Raw genomic sequence first — 16,819 nt, forward strand, 5'->3', positions numbered from 1 at the left:
CTAGAATGTCTTGGCACCCGTGACCGGCAGTCTCACGCCGTAGAGGGATGTCGTTCCGCAAATATAGAGATAGTTCCGCTTCGGACCCCCGAAACATACATTGGCCACGACTTCCGGCACTTTGATTTTACCGATCAGTGTACCGTCGACGTCATAACAATGGACACCATCTCCAGCGCTCGTCCATATGCGACCCTCGGTATCGAGCCTCAGCCCGTCGAAATATCCGTTTGTCGATTCGGCGAATACACCGCCGTCAATGAGTGTCTCAGCTCCAACCGCGAATTTACGGATATGCCGCGGTCCATCCTTGCGGTGTGACGCGCCGGTATCGACAATATAAAGGGTCATTTCGTCGGGAGAGAAGGCTATTCCATTGGGCTGGACGAAGTCGTCCCCGACGACAGTCAGGCTGCCAGTCTCGGGATCGAGGCGATAGACGAAGTTGCCGGCCTGTTCGCTTTCTCCTTTGTTGCCCTCATAGTCGGAATCGATCCCGTAGGTCGGGTCCGTGAACCACAGGCTCCCGTCGGACCTCTCGACGACGTCGTTGGGACTGTTCAGCCGCTTGCCTTCGAAGCGGTCGGCGAGAGTGATGACCGTGCCGTCGACCTCGGTGCGGGAGACCCGCCGCCCGCCATGCTCGCATGTGACCAGACGCCCGGCCCGGTCGACCGTATTGCCATTGGAATGACCCGAAGGGTGTCGAAACACCGAGACCTCGCCGCTGCATTCGTCATAACGCAGCATGCGATCGTTCGGGATGTCAGACCAGACCAAGTAGCGGCCAGCCGGAAAATAGGCCGGGCCCTCCGCCCATCGACAGCCGCTGAACAGGATATCGAGCCTAGCCGTTCCAATGAACAGCCGGGCGAAGCGGGGATCCAGAATTTCAAAAACGGGCTCGCGATCCATCGAGTGCGCTCCTGCGTTGAATACGAGATGCCGCATCAACCGCCCTCTTGTCAACCCAACTGACATACTGTACCTCAGATACAGTCGGCTGCCCCAACGAGGCAAGCGGACGAGCAGACCGGGGTGAATCGTTCAATCTGGTTTTTTGGGAGGAATTCTATGAACCGTCTTACAGCGCTGCTTTCCGCAGCGGTGCTTTCCTCATGCCTGGTCGGTCCGGCGCTTGCCGACACGTCCGGCAAGAAAATCGCGCTTTCCAATGGTTACGCCGGCAATTCCTGGCGTCAGAGCATGCTGGAAAGCTGGAGGAAGATTGGCGACAAGGCTGTCGCCGACAAGATCATCGGCGCCGCCGACGCCTTCACGACGGCCGCCAAGGAAGCGCCGCAGCAGGCAGCACAGATTCAGAATCTGATCTTGCAGGGCTACGACGCCATCGTGCTGGACGCCCTGTCGCCAGACGCTCTCAACGGCTCCGTCAAGCAGGCTTGCGATGCCGGCATCATCGTCGTCGCCTTCGACGGGCTCGTGACCGAGCCTTGTGCCTACAAGGTGACGGTCGACCTCGCCGAGACCTACGGCGCCGAGCAGGTTAGGCAGATGGCCAAGCGCCTGCCGAACGGCGGCAACATCCTCTACATCCGTGGCGTCGCAGGCACCAGCATCGACGACGACATCACCAAGGGCGTGCTGCGCGAGATCGAAAAGCACCCCAACCTCAAGATCGTCAGCACCGTTCACGGCGACTGGGATCAGACGACCGCCCAGAAGGCGGTGACCGGCGTATTGCCTTCCCTGCCTGACATCGCCGGTATTATCGACCAAGGTGGCGACGGCTACGGCACGGCGGAGGCGTTCCGTTCGGCCGGCCGGCCGCTCCCCATCATCATGCTCGGCAATCGTAAGGACGAGCTGGTCTGGTGGAAGGAGCAGATCAAGACCAACGGCAACTACGACACATGGTCGGCTTCGGAGGCTCCGGGCATGGTGACATTCGCCTTCTGGGTGGCACAACAGATCCTCGACGGCAAGGCCGTTCCCAAGGAAGTGCCGATGGACATCCTGTTCGTCGACAAGTCGACCCTGGACGCGCAGATCGCAGCGACGCCCGACGGCGGTGTCGCCAATGTCGAATATTCGCAGGATGACGTGGTCAAGGCTATCGCCGCGGCTAAGAAATAGACTTCAGGAGCCGTAGGGATGACCCCCGGGAAAACCTCCATCGTCGCTTTTTCGGCGGTCGCCAAGGCCTATGGTAACGTCAAAGCGCTCAATGGCGTGGACTTCGTTGTCGACGCTGGCGAGTGCGTCGGTTTGGTCGGCCACAATGGCGCCGGCAAGTCCACTTTGGTGAACGCAATTGCCGGCACGATAGGGGCGGACGCAGGCCGCCGAATCATCGCCGGCCAGGATTTATCCGAACATTCCGTTGTGCTCGCCCACAAGCTTGGCGTGCGCTGTGTTTTCCAGGAACTGTCTCTTTGTCCCAACCTGACCGTCGCGGAAAACGCACGCATAAGCCATCCCTCGCTGACCGGCTGGGGATCGCTGCGTCGCGCCGACGCGCTGATTGTTGCCATGCTCGACGATATTTTCCCCGGACATGGCATCCGGGGCGACCAGATCGTTGGCGATCTCTCCATCGGCCGCCGCCAAATGGTGGAAGTCGCCCGCGTGTTTACGCAAAGCGTCGACCCTATCAGGCTGGTCATCCTCGACGAGCCGACCTCGTCGCTCGACAGCCATGCTTCCGCGCAGCTTCTTGCCTATGTCCGCCGCGCGGTGGCGAGCGGGGTCAGTTGCATCTTCATCTCGCACGTTCTCAACGAGGTCCTGGCTTCGACAGACCGCATCGTCGTGATGCGCGACGGCAAGGTTGCCGTTACCGGAGCGACGACCGATTTCGATCGCGAGAAACTCGTCGCGGCAATGGTCGGCATCGTCAGCGCCCGCCAGAATTCAGTGGCCAGGCAGCGGCGGGACGATGCTCCGCTGCGTGTCGGCGTTCACAAGAAGCATGGTGCCGCCGGCAACGATCTCGACGCCAAGGCGGGTGAGATCATCGGTCTCTCCGGCCTGGCAGCGCACGGGCAAAGCAATCTGCTGGTGCGGATATTCCAGGCGGCGAGCAGGCGCGATCGGGGGGTGGACGTCACCGCCACCGTGGCCGTGGTCGCAGGCGACCGGCAGACCGATGGTGTGTTTCCGCTATGGTCCGTGCTCGAGAACATCACCGTCCGTTCGCTGCCGGCACTGAGCTCCAACGGCCTAATCTCCCGGAAAAAGCAGCGGGCCATAGGCGAGACCTGGCGACAGCGCCTTGGCATACGCACGCCGGACCTCGGCAATTCGATCCTGTCGCTATCGGGCGGCAATCAGCAGAAGGCGCTGTTTGCGCGCGCGCTCGCCTCAAATGCCCAGATCATTTTGATGGACGACCCGATGCGTGGCGTCGACATCGCGACCAAGCTCGAAGTCTACGCCATGATCCAGGAGGAAGCCGCAAAGGGCCGGACATTCATCTGGTACACGACCGAGTTCGAGGAGCTCGAGAACTGCGATCGTGTCTATGTGCTGCGCAACGGCGAGATCATAGCCGCGCTCGACCACGATGAGGTCAATGAGCAGAATGTAATCAGGTCCTCATTCGGAGAGGCCGCATGAGCGCCACCGCTTCGGCTCGCCCAGTCAATCCAACCAGCCCGGCCCGGTGGTTCGACCTGTCCCCAACGCTGCTGCGCACGGCCTTGCCGTTCGTGTCGCTGTCGCTGATGCTGGCCGCCATCGGTTGGCTCAATCCGCGCGCCATCAGCTACATGGGGTTCAACCTCATGCTCAGCCTGGCGATCCCGGTCGCGCTGGCGACGATCGCGCAAATGTTCGTCATCACGGTCAACGAACTGGATCTCTCGGCGGGCTTCTTCATTTCGTTCATCGCATCAGTTTCGGTCACGATGCTGAACGATACGCCACTTCTCGGCATCGCCGTCATCGCCGGAGCCGTCTTTGTCTACGCGGCGATCGGCGCGCTGATCCATCTGCGCAACCTGCCATCCATCGTCGTCACGCTCGGCATGGCCTTCGTCTGGCAGGGGCTGGCCCTGATGGTCCTTCCGCAGCCTGGCGGCAAGGCGCCAGCCTGGCTGCAATCATTGATGGCGGTTCATGTGCCCTTTGTTCCGTTCCCCATTGTCGCGGCCGCCGCCATTGCTCTGGTGGTCCACCTTGCGCTGATGAAAACAAGCTACGGCGCCGTCCTGCGCGGCATCGGCGGCAACCAGGCGGCCGTGGCCCGGGCCGGCTGGTCGATCCTGCGTGCCAAAGTGCTCGCCTTCACGCTCGCCGGCGTGTTCGGGGCGTTGTCGGCGCTTGCCCTGGTCGGTCTTTCGACTGCCGGCGACGCGAACATCGGCGCCGGCTATACGCTGCTCGCCATCGCCGGCGTCATCCTGGGCGGTGGCGAGTTCATGGGCGGGAGGGTGTCCGCCGTGGGCGCGGTGGCCGGCGCGCTGACACTGACGCTCGCATCCGCCTCGCTCCTGTCGTTCATGCACATTCCGACCGACTGGCAGACCGGCGCCAACGGCGTGATTCTGATCGTCGTGCTGGCCCTGCGCGCCTTGATCGAGAGGCGCTCCCAATGAATGCGCTCGGCATGAACACCCTTGTCAGGACGCTGCCGGCCAGGCCGTGGATATGGTCCTTCGTCGGCGCGGCAATGGTCTTCCTCGCCTCGCTCCTTTTTACCGGGGGCGCCGGCGCGGGCGGCATAGTCGTGGCGGCCCTTTCGCTGGCCTCCTTCGCGGTGGTGGTCGGGATGGGGCAGATGTTTGTCATGTCGCTCGGCCCTGGCAATGTCGATCTGTCGCTGCCGGCCAACATCGGCCTTGCCAGCGCCATCGCCATGAAGGTGATGAACGGGTCGGACAGCATGATCGCGGCCGGCACAATTGCGGCGTTGGCCAGCGGTATGCTGATTGGCCTGGCAAATTACGGGCTGATCCGCACGCTGCGCATTCCACCGATCATCGCGACCCTGTCGACGAGCTTTATCGTGCAGTCGATCGACATCAGCTATGGCCGCGGCCTTCAGGTAAAGCCGCCGCCCGGATTTGCCGGTTTCACCGATCTTCGCTTGCTTGGCGTGCCGGTGTTCGTACTGGCCACCGTCGCCGCTTCGATCGTGGCGGCGATCGTGCTCGGCCGGACCGTCTTCGGACGCTCGGTCCTGGCGATCGGTCAAAACATGCGCGCCGCGGGGCTCGCAGGCATCAAGGTCGAACGCATTCGCGCCATCACCTACATGCTGTGCGGCGCGCTCGGCGGCCTGAGCGGCGCTCTGCTGGCGGCCTATTTTCGCGGATCTTCCACCGATATCGGCAACGAGTATCTGCTCATGTCGATCGCCGTCGTCGTCATCGGCGGCACCTCGGTCGCCGGCGGGCGCGCCAACTTGCCGGGCCTGTGGGGCGCGGCCCTGTTCCTCGTGCTGCTCCAGGTCATGCTCAATACGTTCGGCGCCGATGCCAGCGTCCGTCTGGTCACCACGGGTTTCGTCATTATCGCCGTCATCACGGCAGCGGGCGGCCGCGTGGCCGAACGCTGAGCCAAAAAGGAAATACCGTGTTCCAGCCAAATGAATTGAAGAGGCGTCTCGCCGCCGGGGAACAATTGCTCGGGGCATGGATTGCCACCGGCAGCGCCACCATAGTCGAGATCATGGGCAATGCAGGGTTCGATTTTCTGCTCATCGACCTCGAGCATGGCCAAGGCGAACTCAACGACCTCGTCCATATGCTGCGCGCCGCCGAGAACACAGGTACGCGCTGCATCGTTCGCGTGCCGTGGAATGATCCGGTGACGCTCAAGCGCGTTCTCGACGCAGGCGTCGATAGCGTCATGGTTCCGATGGTCGAAACCGCAGCCGAGGCAGCCGCGGCGGTGCGCGCCTGCCATTATCCGCCACATGGCGCGCGTGGTTATGCGGCGCCGCTGGTGCGGGCTTCGAATTATGGCCTGGTCAAGGACTACATCCATATCGCCAACGAGAATCTTCTCTTGATTGTGCAGATCGAGAGCGCGTCGGCCGCCGCAAAGGCGGGAGAAATTGCCGTCGTCGAGGGCATCGACATGGTCTTTGTCGGCGTCAACGATCTCGCCGGATCGATTGGAAGGCTGGAGCAACTCGATCGACAGGACGTCCGAGCGCTTGTCGCCCAAGCCGAAATCCAGATTCGCGCATCGAACCGTTGGCTGGGCACCGTTCCGAGCGCCGGCGGAACTTGGGATGAACTGCTTGCTGCCGGCTACAATCTTTTACCCATCGCCAGCGACGTGACCCTGCTGCGCGATGCTGCCGCCGATCTCGTGCGCGCGCAACGCGGCAAACGTATCGGCCATCTGTCCAAGCCCACGAGATCAAAGGCCCAGAGCGGATATTAGACACAATGGACCATGCAACGCGAGAAGCCTTTCTTCATGCGCTCAAGGACACACTCGGCGCGGCCGCACTGATCGGCGAGGACGTCCCGACCCGTAACGAGCAAGACTGGAGCGCGCTTCCCGTGCGGCCGCTTGCCGTAATCCGTCCAACGACGCCCGAAGCAGTAGCGACTGCCATGCGACTGTGTCATGCGCATCGCGTGGCAGTGGTGCCTCAAGGTGGGCTGACGGGACTGGCCGGTGGTGCCAGGCCGATCGAGGGGGCCGTCGTTATCTCGCTGGAGCGGTTCGCGGGTATCGAAGAGATCGATGGCAACTCCTCGACGATCACTGTTCGCGCTGGAACGCCGCTGGAACTCGTGCAGCAAGCGGCGGATGATGCCGGTTTTTTCTTCGCGCTGGACCTTGGGTCGCGCGGGTCCTGCACGATCGGCGGCAATCTCGGGACAAATGCCGGAGGCAACCGGGTTCTGCGTTATGGCATGATGCGTGAATTGGTCCTAGGCATTGAAGTGGTGCTGCCAGATGGAACACTGGTCACCAGCCTCAACAAAATGCTCAAGAACAATGCCGGCTACGACCTGAAACAGCTTTTCATCGGCAGCGAGGGCACGCTCGGCATAGTCACACGTGTCGTGTTGCGCCTGCACCCGAAACCCAAAAGCATCATGGCCGCTATGGTAGCTTTGGACAGCTACGAGCATGTCCTAAATTTGCTGGCCAGTGTCAGGGGCAATCTCGGCCCGCTGCTTTCGGCATTCGAAGTCATGTGGAAAGACTATTGGGACGTGGCGACCGGACGAGTGCCGGGCGTGCGCAATCCGGTGCCAGGCGATCATCGGTTCACCGTCCTTTTGGAGGCGCAGGGCAACGATGCCGAGAATGATCCTGCCCGCTTCCAGGAAGCGCTCGCAAAAACGGTTGAGGCTGGCATGGTCACCGACGCCGCCATCGCCAGGTCGCTTTCGGACGTGAGGGACTTCTGGCAGACGCGTGATGCCGCCGGGGAATTCAAGCAGGTGCTGGGGCCTCATCTCTCCTTCGACATCGGCCTGCCGGTCGCGACAATGGATCGCTTTGCCCTCGAATGCCGCGCGGCCCTGCTTCGTGATGTCGATGGCTGCCGATCATACTATTACGGGCACATAGCCGACGGAAACATGCACATCATCGCAAATGTTCCGGCTCTGGCCCAACAGCCGGCCGACCAGATCAACAAAGTGATCTACAATCTCGTCAAGAAACATGGCGGAACGATTTCCGCCGAGCATGGCATAGGGCTGACCAAGAAAGCCTACCTCGGGCTCACCCGCAGCGCCGAAGAGATAGCGGTAATGCGCTTGATAAAACACGCTCTCGATCCCGCCGGCGTGCTCAATCCGGGCAAGGTTTTCGACATGGGGTAAACCCTTATCCGCCCCGCGCCAGTTGCCGGGTCGGGCACAAGGTGCTCCGTTGACCTACGTCGCAAAATCTTGAGTGTTGTTCTGCGACGGCGTTCGATCCGATCTCGTCGCAAGATCTATCAAATGCCATTGCGTCGGCGTATGCACTGCGCACGCCGCCCCGCGATTGAATTGGTGGGAATGGTGGTACTCTCGAATACCACTCTGCAGGAATGGCTACCACTTACGAGGCTTACAGGCAGAGTTTGAAAGCTCACTATCAATCTCAACCTGGTTGGCTGTACAAGCCATTCTGGGCGACGCGGCAGTCGGGTGCCACCCGGGACGAGCCGGCAAACGCTGATGTTGCGCGATGGTGGCGCCGCTCGGTTTGACCGAGACTGGCGCCGCTGCTGCCGCGCCAGCTCATGAATGTCTGAAGGTCTGAATCTTGATCTTCAGTACGGCGAATCGGGAAAATAGAACTCTTCAGCGTTGTCCTTGGTGATCAAGGGACTGTCCAGGATATAGCGCCCGCGTATCGGCGCCTGCGTCGCGGCGCGCATGGTGGTCAGCTCGATCGCCGGAATGATCAGGGTTGGCGGATAGAAGATGTCGGCGTCGACGGCGCCGCCGCCGTTCTTGACCATCTTGACGACTTTGTTCATGCCGGAGCCGCCCAGAACCACGATCGGTTTCGGCCTATTGGCCTGCTTGATTGCCTCCATGGCGCCGAGCGCGGCATCGTCGTCGCCCGCCCACACGCCGTCGATGGCATCGAATTTCTGCAGGAAGTCCTGCATCACCTCGAAGCCCTTGTCCGGGTTCCAGTTGGCGAACTGCATATCGAGGATCTGGACCTTCGAGCCCTCCAGTTCTTTTTTGAAGGCATCGATGCGGACATTGTCGATGGTGGTCGGAATGCCGCGCATGACCACGATCTTGGCGCCGTCTGGAAACTTCTTCTTGAAATGCTGCCCCGCGATTACGCCGTATTGCGGGTTGTTGCCGCCGACATAGAGGTCTTCGATGCCTTCCTCCGCCAAGCCGCGATCGACGGTGGTTATGAACACGCCTTGCGCCTTGGCCTGCTTCACCGGTTCGGTCAGGGGCTCGGATTCAAACGGCAAGATCACCAGCGCGTCGATGCCGCGCGCGACGAGATCCTCCACGTCATTGACCTGCTTGGAAGCGTCGTTGGCTGCAGCGACCACGAACTCGATGTCCGGGAAGGCCTTCTTCATCTGCTCGACGGTACGCTTGGTCTGGAAATTGAGACCGCCGGTCCAGCCATGAGTTGCCGCCGGAATCGAAATGCCAATCGTCTTTCCGCCCGCCGCCAAGGACATTTTCGGCATGCCTACGGCTCCAAGCGCGAGCGCGATCGCTCCGCCCTTCAGGAATGTTCTCTTCTCCACGGTGTTCTCCTCTCTTAGATGGCGGGTCAGACCTCCCGGCGACCCTTCTGCAGATAAACGGCGATGATAATGATGACCCCCTGGAACGCACCGTTGAGATACGGGCTGGCGAGCGCCGTGAGGTTCAGGATGTTGTCGATCAGGCCGAGAACCAAGACCCCGACGATCGACCCCCAAATGCGGCCGAAGCCGCCTTTGAGCGCTGTCCCGCCGATGATCACGGCGGCGATGGCTTCAAGCTCCCACAGGAGACCGGTTGACGGTGTCGCGGCGCCGAGCCGCGGAACGTAGATCATCGTGGCCAGGGCAACGCAGACCCCTTGGAACACGTAAGTCAGGATCCGCACGCGGTGGACCCGAATGGCCGAGTATCTGGCTACTTCCGGATTTGAACCGATGGCGGTGACGTGGCGGCCAATTCGGGCGCGGCGCAGGACCAATTCCGCCCCCACCGCCAGGAAAATCATGGCGATCAACGGGTAGCTGACGCCGGCGACAGAGCCATAGTAGAGCGGTCGCGCGACCCCCTTGAGGCTGCTTGAAAGCGAGATCGAGCCGCCGTCCGAAAGCCAGGTGATGACGGAGCGGAAGATGCCCATCGTGCCCAAGGTGACGATGAAGGCGTCGATGCCGCCCTTGACGACGAGGATGCCGTTAAGCGTGCCCGCAACCACGCCCAACGCCAATGCCAGGACTATGCCGATCAACACGACCAGCCAGTTATCCCCAAGCGACGAGCCTGCCGCGTTCATGCCCATGATGACCAGGCCGGCGATCAGCGCCGACATCGATCCGACGGAAAGGTCGAGGCCACCAGCGGTGATGACGTAGGTGGCGCCGATGGCGATGATGCCGACGATTGCCGAGCGAGTCAGCAGATTGGAAAGATTGCCGGCCGACAGGAAACTGTCGCTCAGCAAGCTGCCGATGAAGATCAGCGCCAATAGGGCCAGGATAGGTCCGAGCGCGCTGAGTCGCTTGGTGGCGCCCAACCACGGACGATGTGGCATGTCGGCAGCGGCGGTGGCGGCGGTGTTCATTATGCGGCCTCCTTGGTCAGACCCATGGCGAGGCGAACGATGGTGCTCTCGTTGATATCATTGCCGGTCAATTCGCCGGCGACACTGCCTTTGCGCATCACCAGCATACGATGTGCCAGGCCGATGACTTCCTGCATCTCGGAAGAGATCACCACGCAAGCGGCGCCTTGTGTGGCTAGCCCGGCGATGACCCGGTAAATCTGCTGCTTGGAGCCTATGTCGACGCCGCGCGTGGGTTCGTCAAAGATGACCACGTCCGGCCGGCTCGCGAGGGTCTTGGCGATCAGGACCTTCTGCTGGTTGCCGCCGCTGAGCGAGCGCGCGATTGCATCGGGGGCGCCCCTTCGTATGTCGAACTCGCGAACGGCCTGGTCCAGTCGTCCGCGTACTTCCGCTCTGTTGATCCAGGCCCGGCCTCTCAGCGCGCCGACAGTGAGGGAAACGTTCTCATCGAGGCCGGCATCCAGCAGAAGCCCCTTACCCTTGCGATCTTCGGTCAGGTACGCCAAGCCAGCGGCCCAAGCCTCGCGCGCGGTGGGGAGGCGTCCGCTCGCGGCATTGGCAAGGGTGAAGTTCCGGCATTGCGCAGGTCTCAGGCCGGCTAGCGCTTCGAACGCTTCGGTCCGGCCGGAGCCGACCAGCCCGGCAATTCCGAGGATTTCCCCGCGGCGCAGTCGGAAGCTGACGCCGCTGACATGAGGCGGGCTGTGCAGATCCTCGACGCTGAGCACGACGTCGCCGGCGGGCATCGCACTCTTGGCCGGGTAGAGCTGGCTGAGCTCGCGGCCGACCATCAGCGTCGCCATCTCGTCTTCCGTCAGATCCGACGCCCGTCCGACGTGCCGGATGCGCCCGTCCCTCAGAACCGCGACTCTGGAGGCGATCGCCTTCACCTCGTCGAGACGGTGAGACGTGAAGATGACGGAACCTCCCTCCGACACGAATTGCCGCATACGTCGGAACAGGGCTTCCACCTCACGCGCGCCCAGCACGGCGGTCGGTTCATCCATGAGCAGAAGTTTCGGGTTCCTCGCGAATGCCTTTGCCACTTCCACCATCTGCCACTCGGTGTTGCGCAGGCTGGAAAGCTTGGCGCGGGGATCGGCAGACGAGCCCAACGCATCCAGAAGCAGGCGGGACTCTCTGCGTATCTTCGGATAGTCGACGAGAAGGTGGCGACGCGGCTCGCGACCGATGAAAATATTCTCGCCGACGGTCAGGTCCGGCGCGAGGCAGAATTCCTGGTGGATAAGGACGATCCCAGCATCTTCGGCCTCTTGAACGGTCGCGGGCAGGGGACGTTCGTCGATCAAGGCGGTGCCTGCGGTTGGCGGCACATAGCCGCCAACGATGCGCATCAAAGTCGATTTCCCGGCGCCATTCTCGCCCACGAGGGCAAGAATTTCTCCACGATCGACGGACAGGGTGAGATCCTCGAGAACGGGATTCAGCCCATACGTCTTCGCGACGTCGCGCAACTCGACAAACGCCGACATGAGATTGACCTTCGGATTGCGATGAAGTCAGACGCCTACGCGCTGCTTCTTGCGAGCTTGAGCCTGTTCCGCATGCGCTTCCCGCACCTGCGGCCTGGTGCTTACCGCGGGCACACCCACATCCCACCAGGCATCGCCGGGCGTCCAGGTGAAACCATCGGATACTAGCGTGATGACCGTTGTCCGATCCGTTCCCAAGGCCCAATCGACGGCCTGAGCGAGGTCCGCGAGGCTGTCGACCCGTCTGGTCAGCGCGCCCATAGATTCGGCGTGCCTCACAAAATCGACGCTGAACGGCTCCTTCACGCGGCAGTCCTTGATCAGGTTGTTGAAGGAGGCAGCGCCCTTTGCATTCTGCAGGCGATTGATCACCGCATATCCACCGTTGTCACAGACGATGACGATCATCTTGTGGCCGGACAGGACGGTCGAATAGATGTCCGAGTTCATCATCATGTAGGTGCCATCGCCGACCATCACGATCGGCGTTCTCGTCGGGTCGGCCATGGCGGCTCCCCAGCCGGCGGCGATCTCGTAACCCATGCATGAGAAGCCGAATTCACAGTCGAACGTATTAGGCGCCTTGACGCGCCAGTTCTTCATGACCTCGCCCGGCAGGCCGCCCGCGGCCGTGATGACCAGGTCTCGCTCGCCAGCGCGTACATTCACAATGCCGATGACTTGGGCGTAGCTGGGAACGGGCTGATTGGTCGGCTGCTGGTACCCGTCCAGCGCTTTGTTCCACTTGTCAAACTCGACACGGCCCTTCTCGGTCCATTCCTTTGGCGCCTGCCACTCCTCCAGCGCCGCCCCCAACTCGTTGAGCGAGGCCAAGGCATCGCCGATGACGGCCAGGGCTCGATGCTTGGTGGCGTCCCATCGGGCTGCATTGATGGAAATGAATTTGGCGTCCTTTGCGAAAGCGCTCCAGGAGCCGGTGGTGAAGTCCATCAGCCGCGTGCCGACGGCAACAATCACGTCCGCTGAAGCAGCAAGCGCGTTAGCCGAGGTTGAGCCGACGATGCCGATCGGGCCGACATAGGCAGGATGATTGTGGCTGACGGTACTTTTGCCGGCGATCGTCTCACACAACGGAATGCCGTGGAGGAGGGCCAGGTCGGCCAACACCTGCTCGGCGCCGGAGTAACGTGTGCCGCCGCCAGAAATGATCAGCGGGCGCTTGGCTGCCTTCAGCAGCTTCACCGCTTCTGCAAGCCGGTCGGCGTCGGGTCGCGGCCGAGGAATCGCATGCACGGTTTCCGCGAAAAATTCTTCCGGATAATCCCAGGCCATCTCCTGCACGTCCTGCGGCAGCGCAATGAATGCCGGGCCGCAATCGGCTGGATCCAGCATCGTGGCGACCGCCTGGGGCAGCGAGGAGATGATCCCTTCGGGATGAACGATGCGGTCCCAATAACGGGTCACCGCCTTGAAGGCGTCGTTGACGTTGATGGTCGGATTGCCGAAATGCTCGACCTGCTGCATGACTGGGTCAGGGCGGCGATTGATGAACGTATCTCCAGAGAGCATCAGCACCGGAAGACGGTTCGAATGGGCCACGCCGGCGGCGGTGACCATGTTCAGGGCGCCCGGGCCGATCGATGTAGCGGCCACCATAATCTGGCGGCGGCGTTTGGCTTTGGCGAAGCCGATTGCCGCGAGTGCCATCGACTGCTCGTTCTGTCCGCGCCACGTGGGCAACCGATCCTGGACCGCTTCCAGCGCTTCCGATAGGCAGGTCACGTTGCCGTGCCCGAAGATGGCGAAGACGCCCGGAAAGAGCGGAACTCGCTCCCCGTCGACGATCGTGAACTGATTGCAAAGATAGCGGACCAGGGCTTGCGCCATGGTCAGACGGACCACTGACATTTGATTCCTCCGGGCATCGCGGCAACTGCCGAATGATGAATTCAATTCTTATTGCAGTAATTTCTTTTTTGCAAGCACCATTGCAGAAGAAGGCAACGCAGCCTTCGGACTACCGGTTTTCGAGGTGGAATTTCAACACTGGTAAACCAAGCGCAAACAAGCCATCATGCAATGAAAATTGCAAGGATGTCGGTCGTGGAAGAGAAAGTCAAAGCCCCAAAGGACTACGAGGAACTCATCCGCTTGATCCACGATCGGTATGAGCAGATGAGTAAGTCATACCAGAAGATAGCGTTGTATCTCACGCAGAACCCGAATGATGTCGCGGTGCGATCCGTGAACGCGATCGCTGAAAGCAGCGGCGTTCACGCATCGAGCTTCGTGCGCTTTGGCCAAGCACTTGGCTATGAGGGTTTCAAGGATCTGCAAACCCTTTTCCAGAAGCGATTGTCCACCGCGGCGCCCGGCTTTGAGGCGCGCATCAAGGCGCTGGAGACGGAACTGGGGGCGCGAACCGACCGCAGTGAGTTCGCTCTGATGCACGATCTGGTGGTCCGTGACATCGCCTCGCTGCAGGAGATGCTCACAGCTATCCCGCCGGAGGACTTGGCCGAAGCCGTCAACCTTCTGGAGAAAGCCGACGTCATCTATCTCATCGGGCAATTACGCTCGGCGCCGGTGGTCGAACTCCTGCGCTACATACTGACGATGCTGGGCAAGCGATGCACATTGCTGGACCCTGGCGGCGGGCTGGCCACGCATATGGCCCGTGCGATCCGCCCGCAGGATGTGCTTTTCGCGGTGTCGTTTCGCTTCTATGCAAACGAGGTCGTGAATGTCGTGGAAGAGGTTGCCAGCAGGGGCATTCCGATCGTGGCGATTTCTGATAGCACCTTGTCGCCGCTGACCAAGGGCGCACGGGTGCTTTTTGCGGTGCCCGAGCACGAATACACGTTTTCAAGATCGCTCGCGGCCCCGATGTGCCTTGCTCAGGCGCTAACCGTGGCGCTGGCGGCGCGCTTGCAGAACAACGGCATTGACCCGCGTATCCCGATAGTCACCGGGCAATAGCCCTCTTACCTCGCCGGTCGGCTTCCAGTCCTATTCTTGCCCCTTACCACGGCAGAGATATACGCGGTGGCAGCACAAGTTCAATTGCAGAACAGGCAGACGATGCGGTCTGCCCTCGCAATGAATTTTGCAGATCGGGTCTCTCCTTTAAGAAATTGAAAGCGAATTGACTCACAGATCGTTGCAGAATATGCATGGCCTGCAATTATCGTTGCGGGTCGATTTAAGGAGCACCGCTGACTTCAGCGCGGGGCAATCCTTTTCATTTTCCATCGAGTATCGGGATGGTGGCTTCAAGACCGGAACGAGAGGCGGAGAGATTCCCCCGGGGAGATCGGGGATTCCGGAGTGATCGGTGCAACCGGACACCAAAAGTGGAGGAGAGACAAAATGAAGAAACTGCTTTTGGGCGTCGCTTTCGCGGCGCTGATGAGTTCATCAGCTTTTGCCGCCAAGATCGGCGTTTCGATGGCGCGGTTCGACGACAATTTCCTCACCGTGCTGCGCAACGGCATGATCGCGCAGGCCAAGGGCATGAGCGGCGTTGAGCTGCAGGTCGAGGACGCACAGAACGACGTCGCCAAGCAGCTAGACCAGATCAAGAACTTCGCCGCATCGGGCGTCGACGCGATCATCGTCAACCCGGTCGACACCTCGGCCACGCAGGCCATGTCCGACGCTGCGGCGGCCGCCAAGATTCCGCTGGTCTATGTCAACCGCGAGCCGGTCAATGTGAACACGCTGCCCGACAACCAGGCCTTCGTCGCCTCGAACGAGGCCGATTCGGGCACGCTCGAAACCAAGGAAGTCTGCCGCTTGTTCACGGAAGCCGGCAAGAAGGAAGCCAATGTCTATGTGATTATGGGCGAGCTTTCCAACCAAGCTGCCGTGCAGCGCACCAAGGATATAGAAGAGGTGATCGCCACGCCGGATTGCAACTTCATCAAGATCATCGACAAGCAGACCTCAAACTGGCAGCGCGACGAAGCCCAGAACCTGATGACCAACTGGCTGTCGACGGGCAAGAAGTTCGATGGCGTCATCGCCAACAATGACGAAAGCGCGATCGGCGCCATCCAGGCGATGAAAGCCGCCAACATCGACATGAAGTCAGTGGTCGTCGGCGGCGTGGACGCCACCCAGGACGCGCTGGCCGCGATGCAGGCCGGCGATCTTGATGTGACGGTGTTCCAGGACGCGGCCGGCCAGGGCGCGGGTGCTCTCGATGCGGCACTCAAGCTGTCCAAGGGCGAGAAAGTCGAACACAAGGTCTACATCCCGTTCCAGTTGGTGACCCCTGCGAACATCGACAAGTTCCTGAAGAAGAACTGAGGTAGCAGACCGCTAGATACAGAGCGGCGCTTAAGCTCAAACAACAACAGCGCCGCTCCGCCTTTTTCCTGTCGCGCGACCGCGACAGGAGGGCGATCTCGGCTGACGGGAGAATCAAAGACGTGTCACAGACATCGCATGGCATTGGCGGGCTGAGCTACGACGCCAAGAAGCGCCCATGGCCCGCCGAATTCAACGTGTTTCTGGCGCTGGTCATCCTCGTCGTCGCCTTCGAGTTGATCGGCCGCGTCTTCCTCGGCGACAGCTTCCTGTTCAACACGCGTGAGAATGTGTCGGGCCTCTTCAACGAGCAGCGCCTGCAGATCATCATCCTGCAGGTCTCGATCGTCGGCATCATCGCCATCGGCGTCACCCAGGTCATCATCTGCGGCGGCATCGACCTCTCCTCGGGCTCGATCGTCGGCGCCACCGCCATGATCGCCATGAGCTTCGCGCAAGTCGCGACCGTCAACGGCAATCCCAATCCCAAGGCCATGTTCATCGACTATGGCTGGACCGACCTGCCGGTCGTCGTGCCGCTGCTGGTCGCGGTCGGCTGTGGCCTGATCGCCGGCCTCATCAACGGCCTGCTGATCGCCTACACCCGCATCCCGCCTTTCATCGCCACGCTCGGCATGATGGTTACCGCCCGGCATCGCCAAATGGTGGTCGAAGGGCCAGCCGATCTCGTTCCCGACCGAAAGCTTCGCGGCCATCGGCAAGGGCCTGATGCCCGTCGTCATCTTCATCTCGCTGGCAATCCTGTTCCAGCTCATCCTGACCTACACGAAATACGGCAAGCACTGCTACGCCATCGGTTCCAACGAGGATGCCGCGCGCATGTCCGGCAT

13 protein-coding genes and 1 pseudogene are annotated in these 16,819 nt (G+C 61.3%); 9 read left to right on the forward strand and 5 right to left on the reverse strand.

The window, feature by feature from the left end; translation table 11 throughout:
* Positions 1-915, reverse strand: a complete 915-nt coding sequence (locus FJ424_RS11150) for an SMP-30/gluconolactonase/LRE family protein (RefSeq protein ID WP_140658911.1) — start codon at positions 913-915, stop codon at positions 1-3.
* Between the two features lie 159 nt (positions 916-1,074).
* Between FJ424_RS11150 and FJ424_RS11155 the strand changes: the two genes are divergently transcribed.
* The 6 genes from FJ424_RS11155 to FJ424_RS11180 are packed head-to-tail and all read left to right on the forward strand — an operon-like array spanning position 1,075 to position 7,763.
* A complete protein-coding gene (locus FJ424_RS11155) occupies positions 1,075-2,097 on the forward strand; it encodes an ABC transporter substrate-binding protein (protein WP_140658910.1) in 1,023 nt (340 codons plus the stop codon).
* A gap of 18 nt (positions 2,098-2,115) precedes the next feature.
* On the forward strand, positions 2,116-3,579 hold the full coding sequence (locus tag FJ424_RS11160; RefSeq protein ID WP_140658909.1) for a sugar ABC transporter ATP-binding protein: 1,464 nt from the start codon (positions 2,116-2,118) through the stop codon (positions 3,577-3,579).
* On the forward strand, positions 3,576-4,559 hold the full coding sequence (locus FJ424_RS11165) for an ABC transporter permease (RefSeq protein ID WP_140658908.1): 984 nt from the start codon (positions 3,576-3,578) through the stop codon (positions 4,557-4,559). Before FJ424_RS11160 ends, FJ424_RS11165 begins: the two co-directional genes overlap by 4 nt.
* Positions 4,556-5,521 (forward strand): ABC transporter permease, encoded by a 966-nt coding sequence (locus tag FJ424_RS11170; protein ID WP_246677215.1) that lies wholly within the window; start codon positions 4,556-4,558, stop codon positions 5,519-5,521. Before FJ424_RS11165 ends, FJ424_RS11170 begins: the two co-directional genes overlap by 4 nt.
* A gap of 17 nt (positions 5,522-5,538) precedes the next feature.
* Positions 5,539-6,357, forward strand: coding sequence for an aldolase/citrate lyase family protein (locus FJ424_RS11175; RefSeq protein ID WP_140786356.1), 819 nt, complete (start codon positions 5,539-5,541; stop codon positions 6,355-6,357).
* 5 nt (positions 6,358-6,362) lie between these two features.
* On the forward strand, positions 6,363-7,763 hold the full coding sequence (locus tag FJ424_RS11180; protein WP_140658906.1) for an FAD-binding oxidoreductase: 1,401 nt from the start codon (positions 6,363-6,365) through the stop codon (positions 7,761-7,763).
* A gap of 437 nt (positions 7,764-8,200) precedes the next feature.
* Here FJ424_RS11180 and FJ424_RS11185 read toward each other — a convergent pair whose 3' ends face one another.
* From FJ424_RS11185 to iolD, 4 genes are read right to left on the reverse strand one after another with little or no spacing between them, the layout of a single operon-like run.
* Entirely contained in the window at positions 8,201-9,160 is a 960-nt protein-coding gene (locus FJ424_RS11185) for a substrate-binding domain-containing protein (protein WP_181182174.1), read from the reverse strand.
* A 26-nt stretch (positions 9,161-9,186) separates the two neighbouring features.
* Positions 9,187-10,200, reverse strand: coding sequence for an ABC transporter permease (locus tag FJ424_RS11190; RefSeq protein ID WP_246677216.1), 1,014 nt, complete (start codon positions 10,198-10,200; stop codon positions 9,187-9,189).
* On the reverse strand, positions 10,200-11,696 hold the full coding sequence (locus tag FJ424_RS11195; RefSeq protein ID WP_140658905.1) for a sugar ABC transporter ATP-binding protein: 1,497 nt from the start codon (positions 11,694-11,696) through the stop codon (positions 10,200-10,202). Before FJ424_RS11195 ends, FJ424_RS11190 begins: the two co-directional genes overlap by 1 nt.
* A 27-nt stretch (positions 11,697-11,723) precedes the next feature.
* On the reverse strand, positions 11,724-13,565 hold the full coding sequence (iolD, locus tag FJ424_RS11200) for a 3D-(3,5/4)-trihydroxycyclohexane-1,2-dione acylhydrolase (decyclizing) (RefSeq protein WP_140658904.1): 1,842 nt from the start codon (positions 13,563-13,565) through the stop codon (positions 11,724-11,726).
* Between the two features lie 195 nt (positions 13,566-13,760).
* Here iolD and FJ424_RS11205 point away from each other — a divergent pair, with 195 nt between their 5' ends.
* The 3 genes and pseudogenes from FJ424_RS11205 to FJ424_RS11215 form a co-directional block, all read left to right on the forward strand.
* Entirely contained in the window at positions 13,761-14,636 is an 876-nt protein-coding gene (locus FJ424_RS11205; protein WP_245438182.1) for a MurR/RpiR family transcriptional regulator, read from the forward strand.
* Positions 14,637-15,026: 390 nt separating this feature from the next.
* The gene (locus FJ424_RS11210; RefSeq protein ID WP_140658903.1) at positions 15,027-15,968 is read left to right on the forward strand and encodes a sugar ABC transporter substrate-binding protein; all 942 of its coding nucleotides are present in this window, start codon (positions 15,027-15,029) and stop codon (positions 15,966-15,968) included.
* A gap of 122 nt (positions 15,969-16,090) precedes the next feature.
* Positions 16,091-16,819: pseudogene (locus FJ424_RS11215) on the forward strand (ABC transporter permease); the annotation flags it as partial.

Origin of the sequence: Mesorhizobium sp. B3-1-8, assembly GCF_006439495.1 — a bacterium.
Classification (GTDB): domain Bacteria; phylum Pseudomonadota; class Alphaproteobacteria; order Rhizobiales; family Rhizobiaceae; genus Mesorhizobium.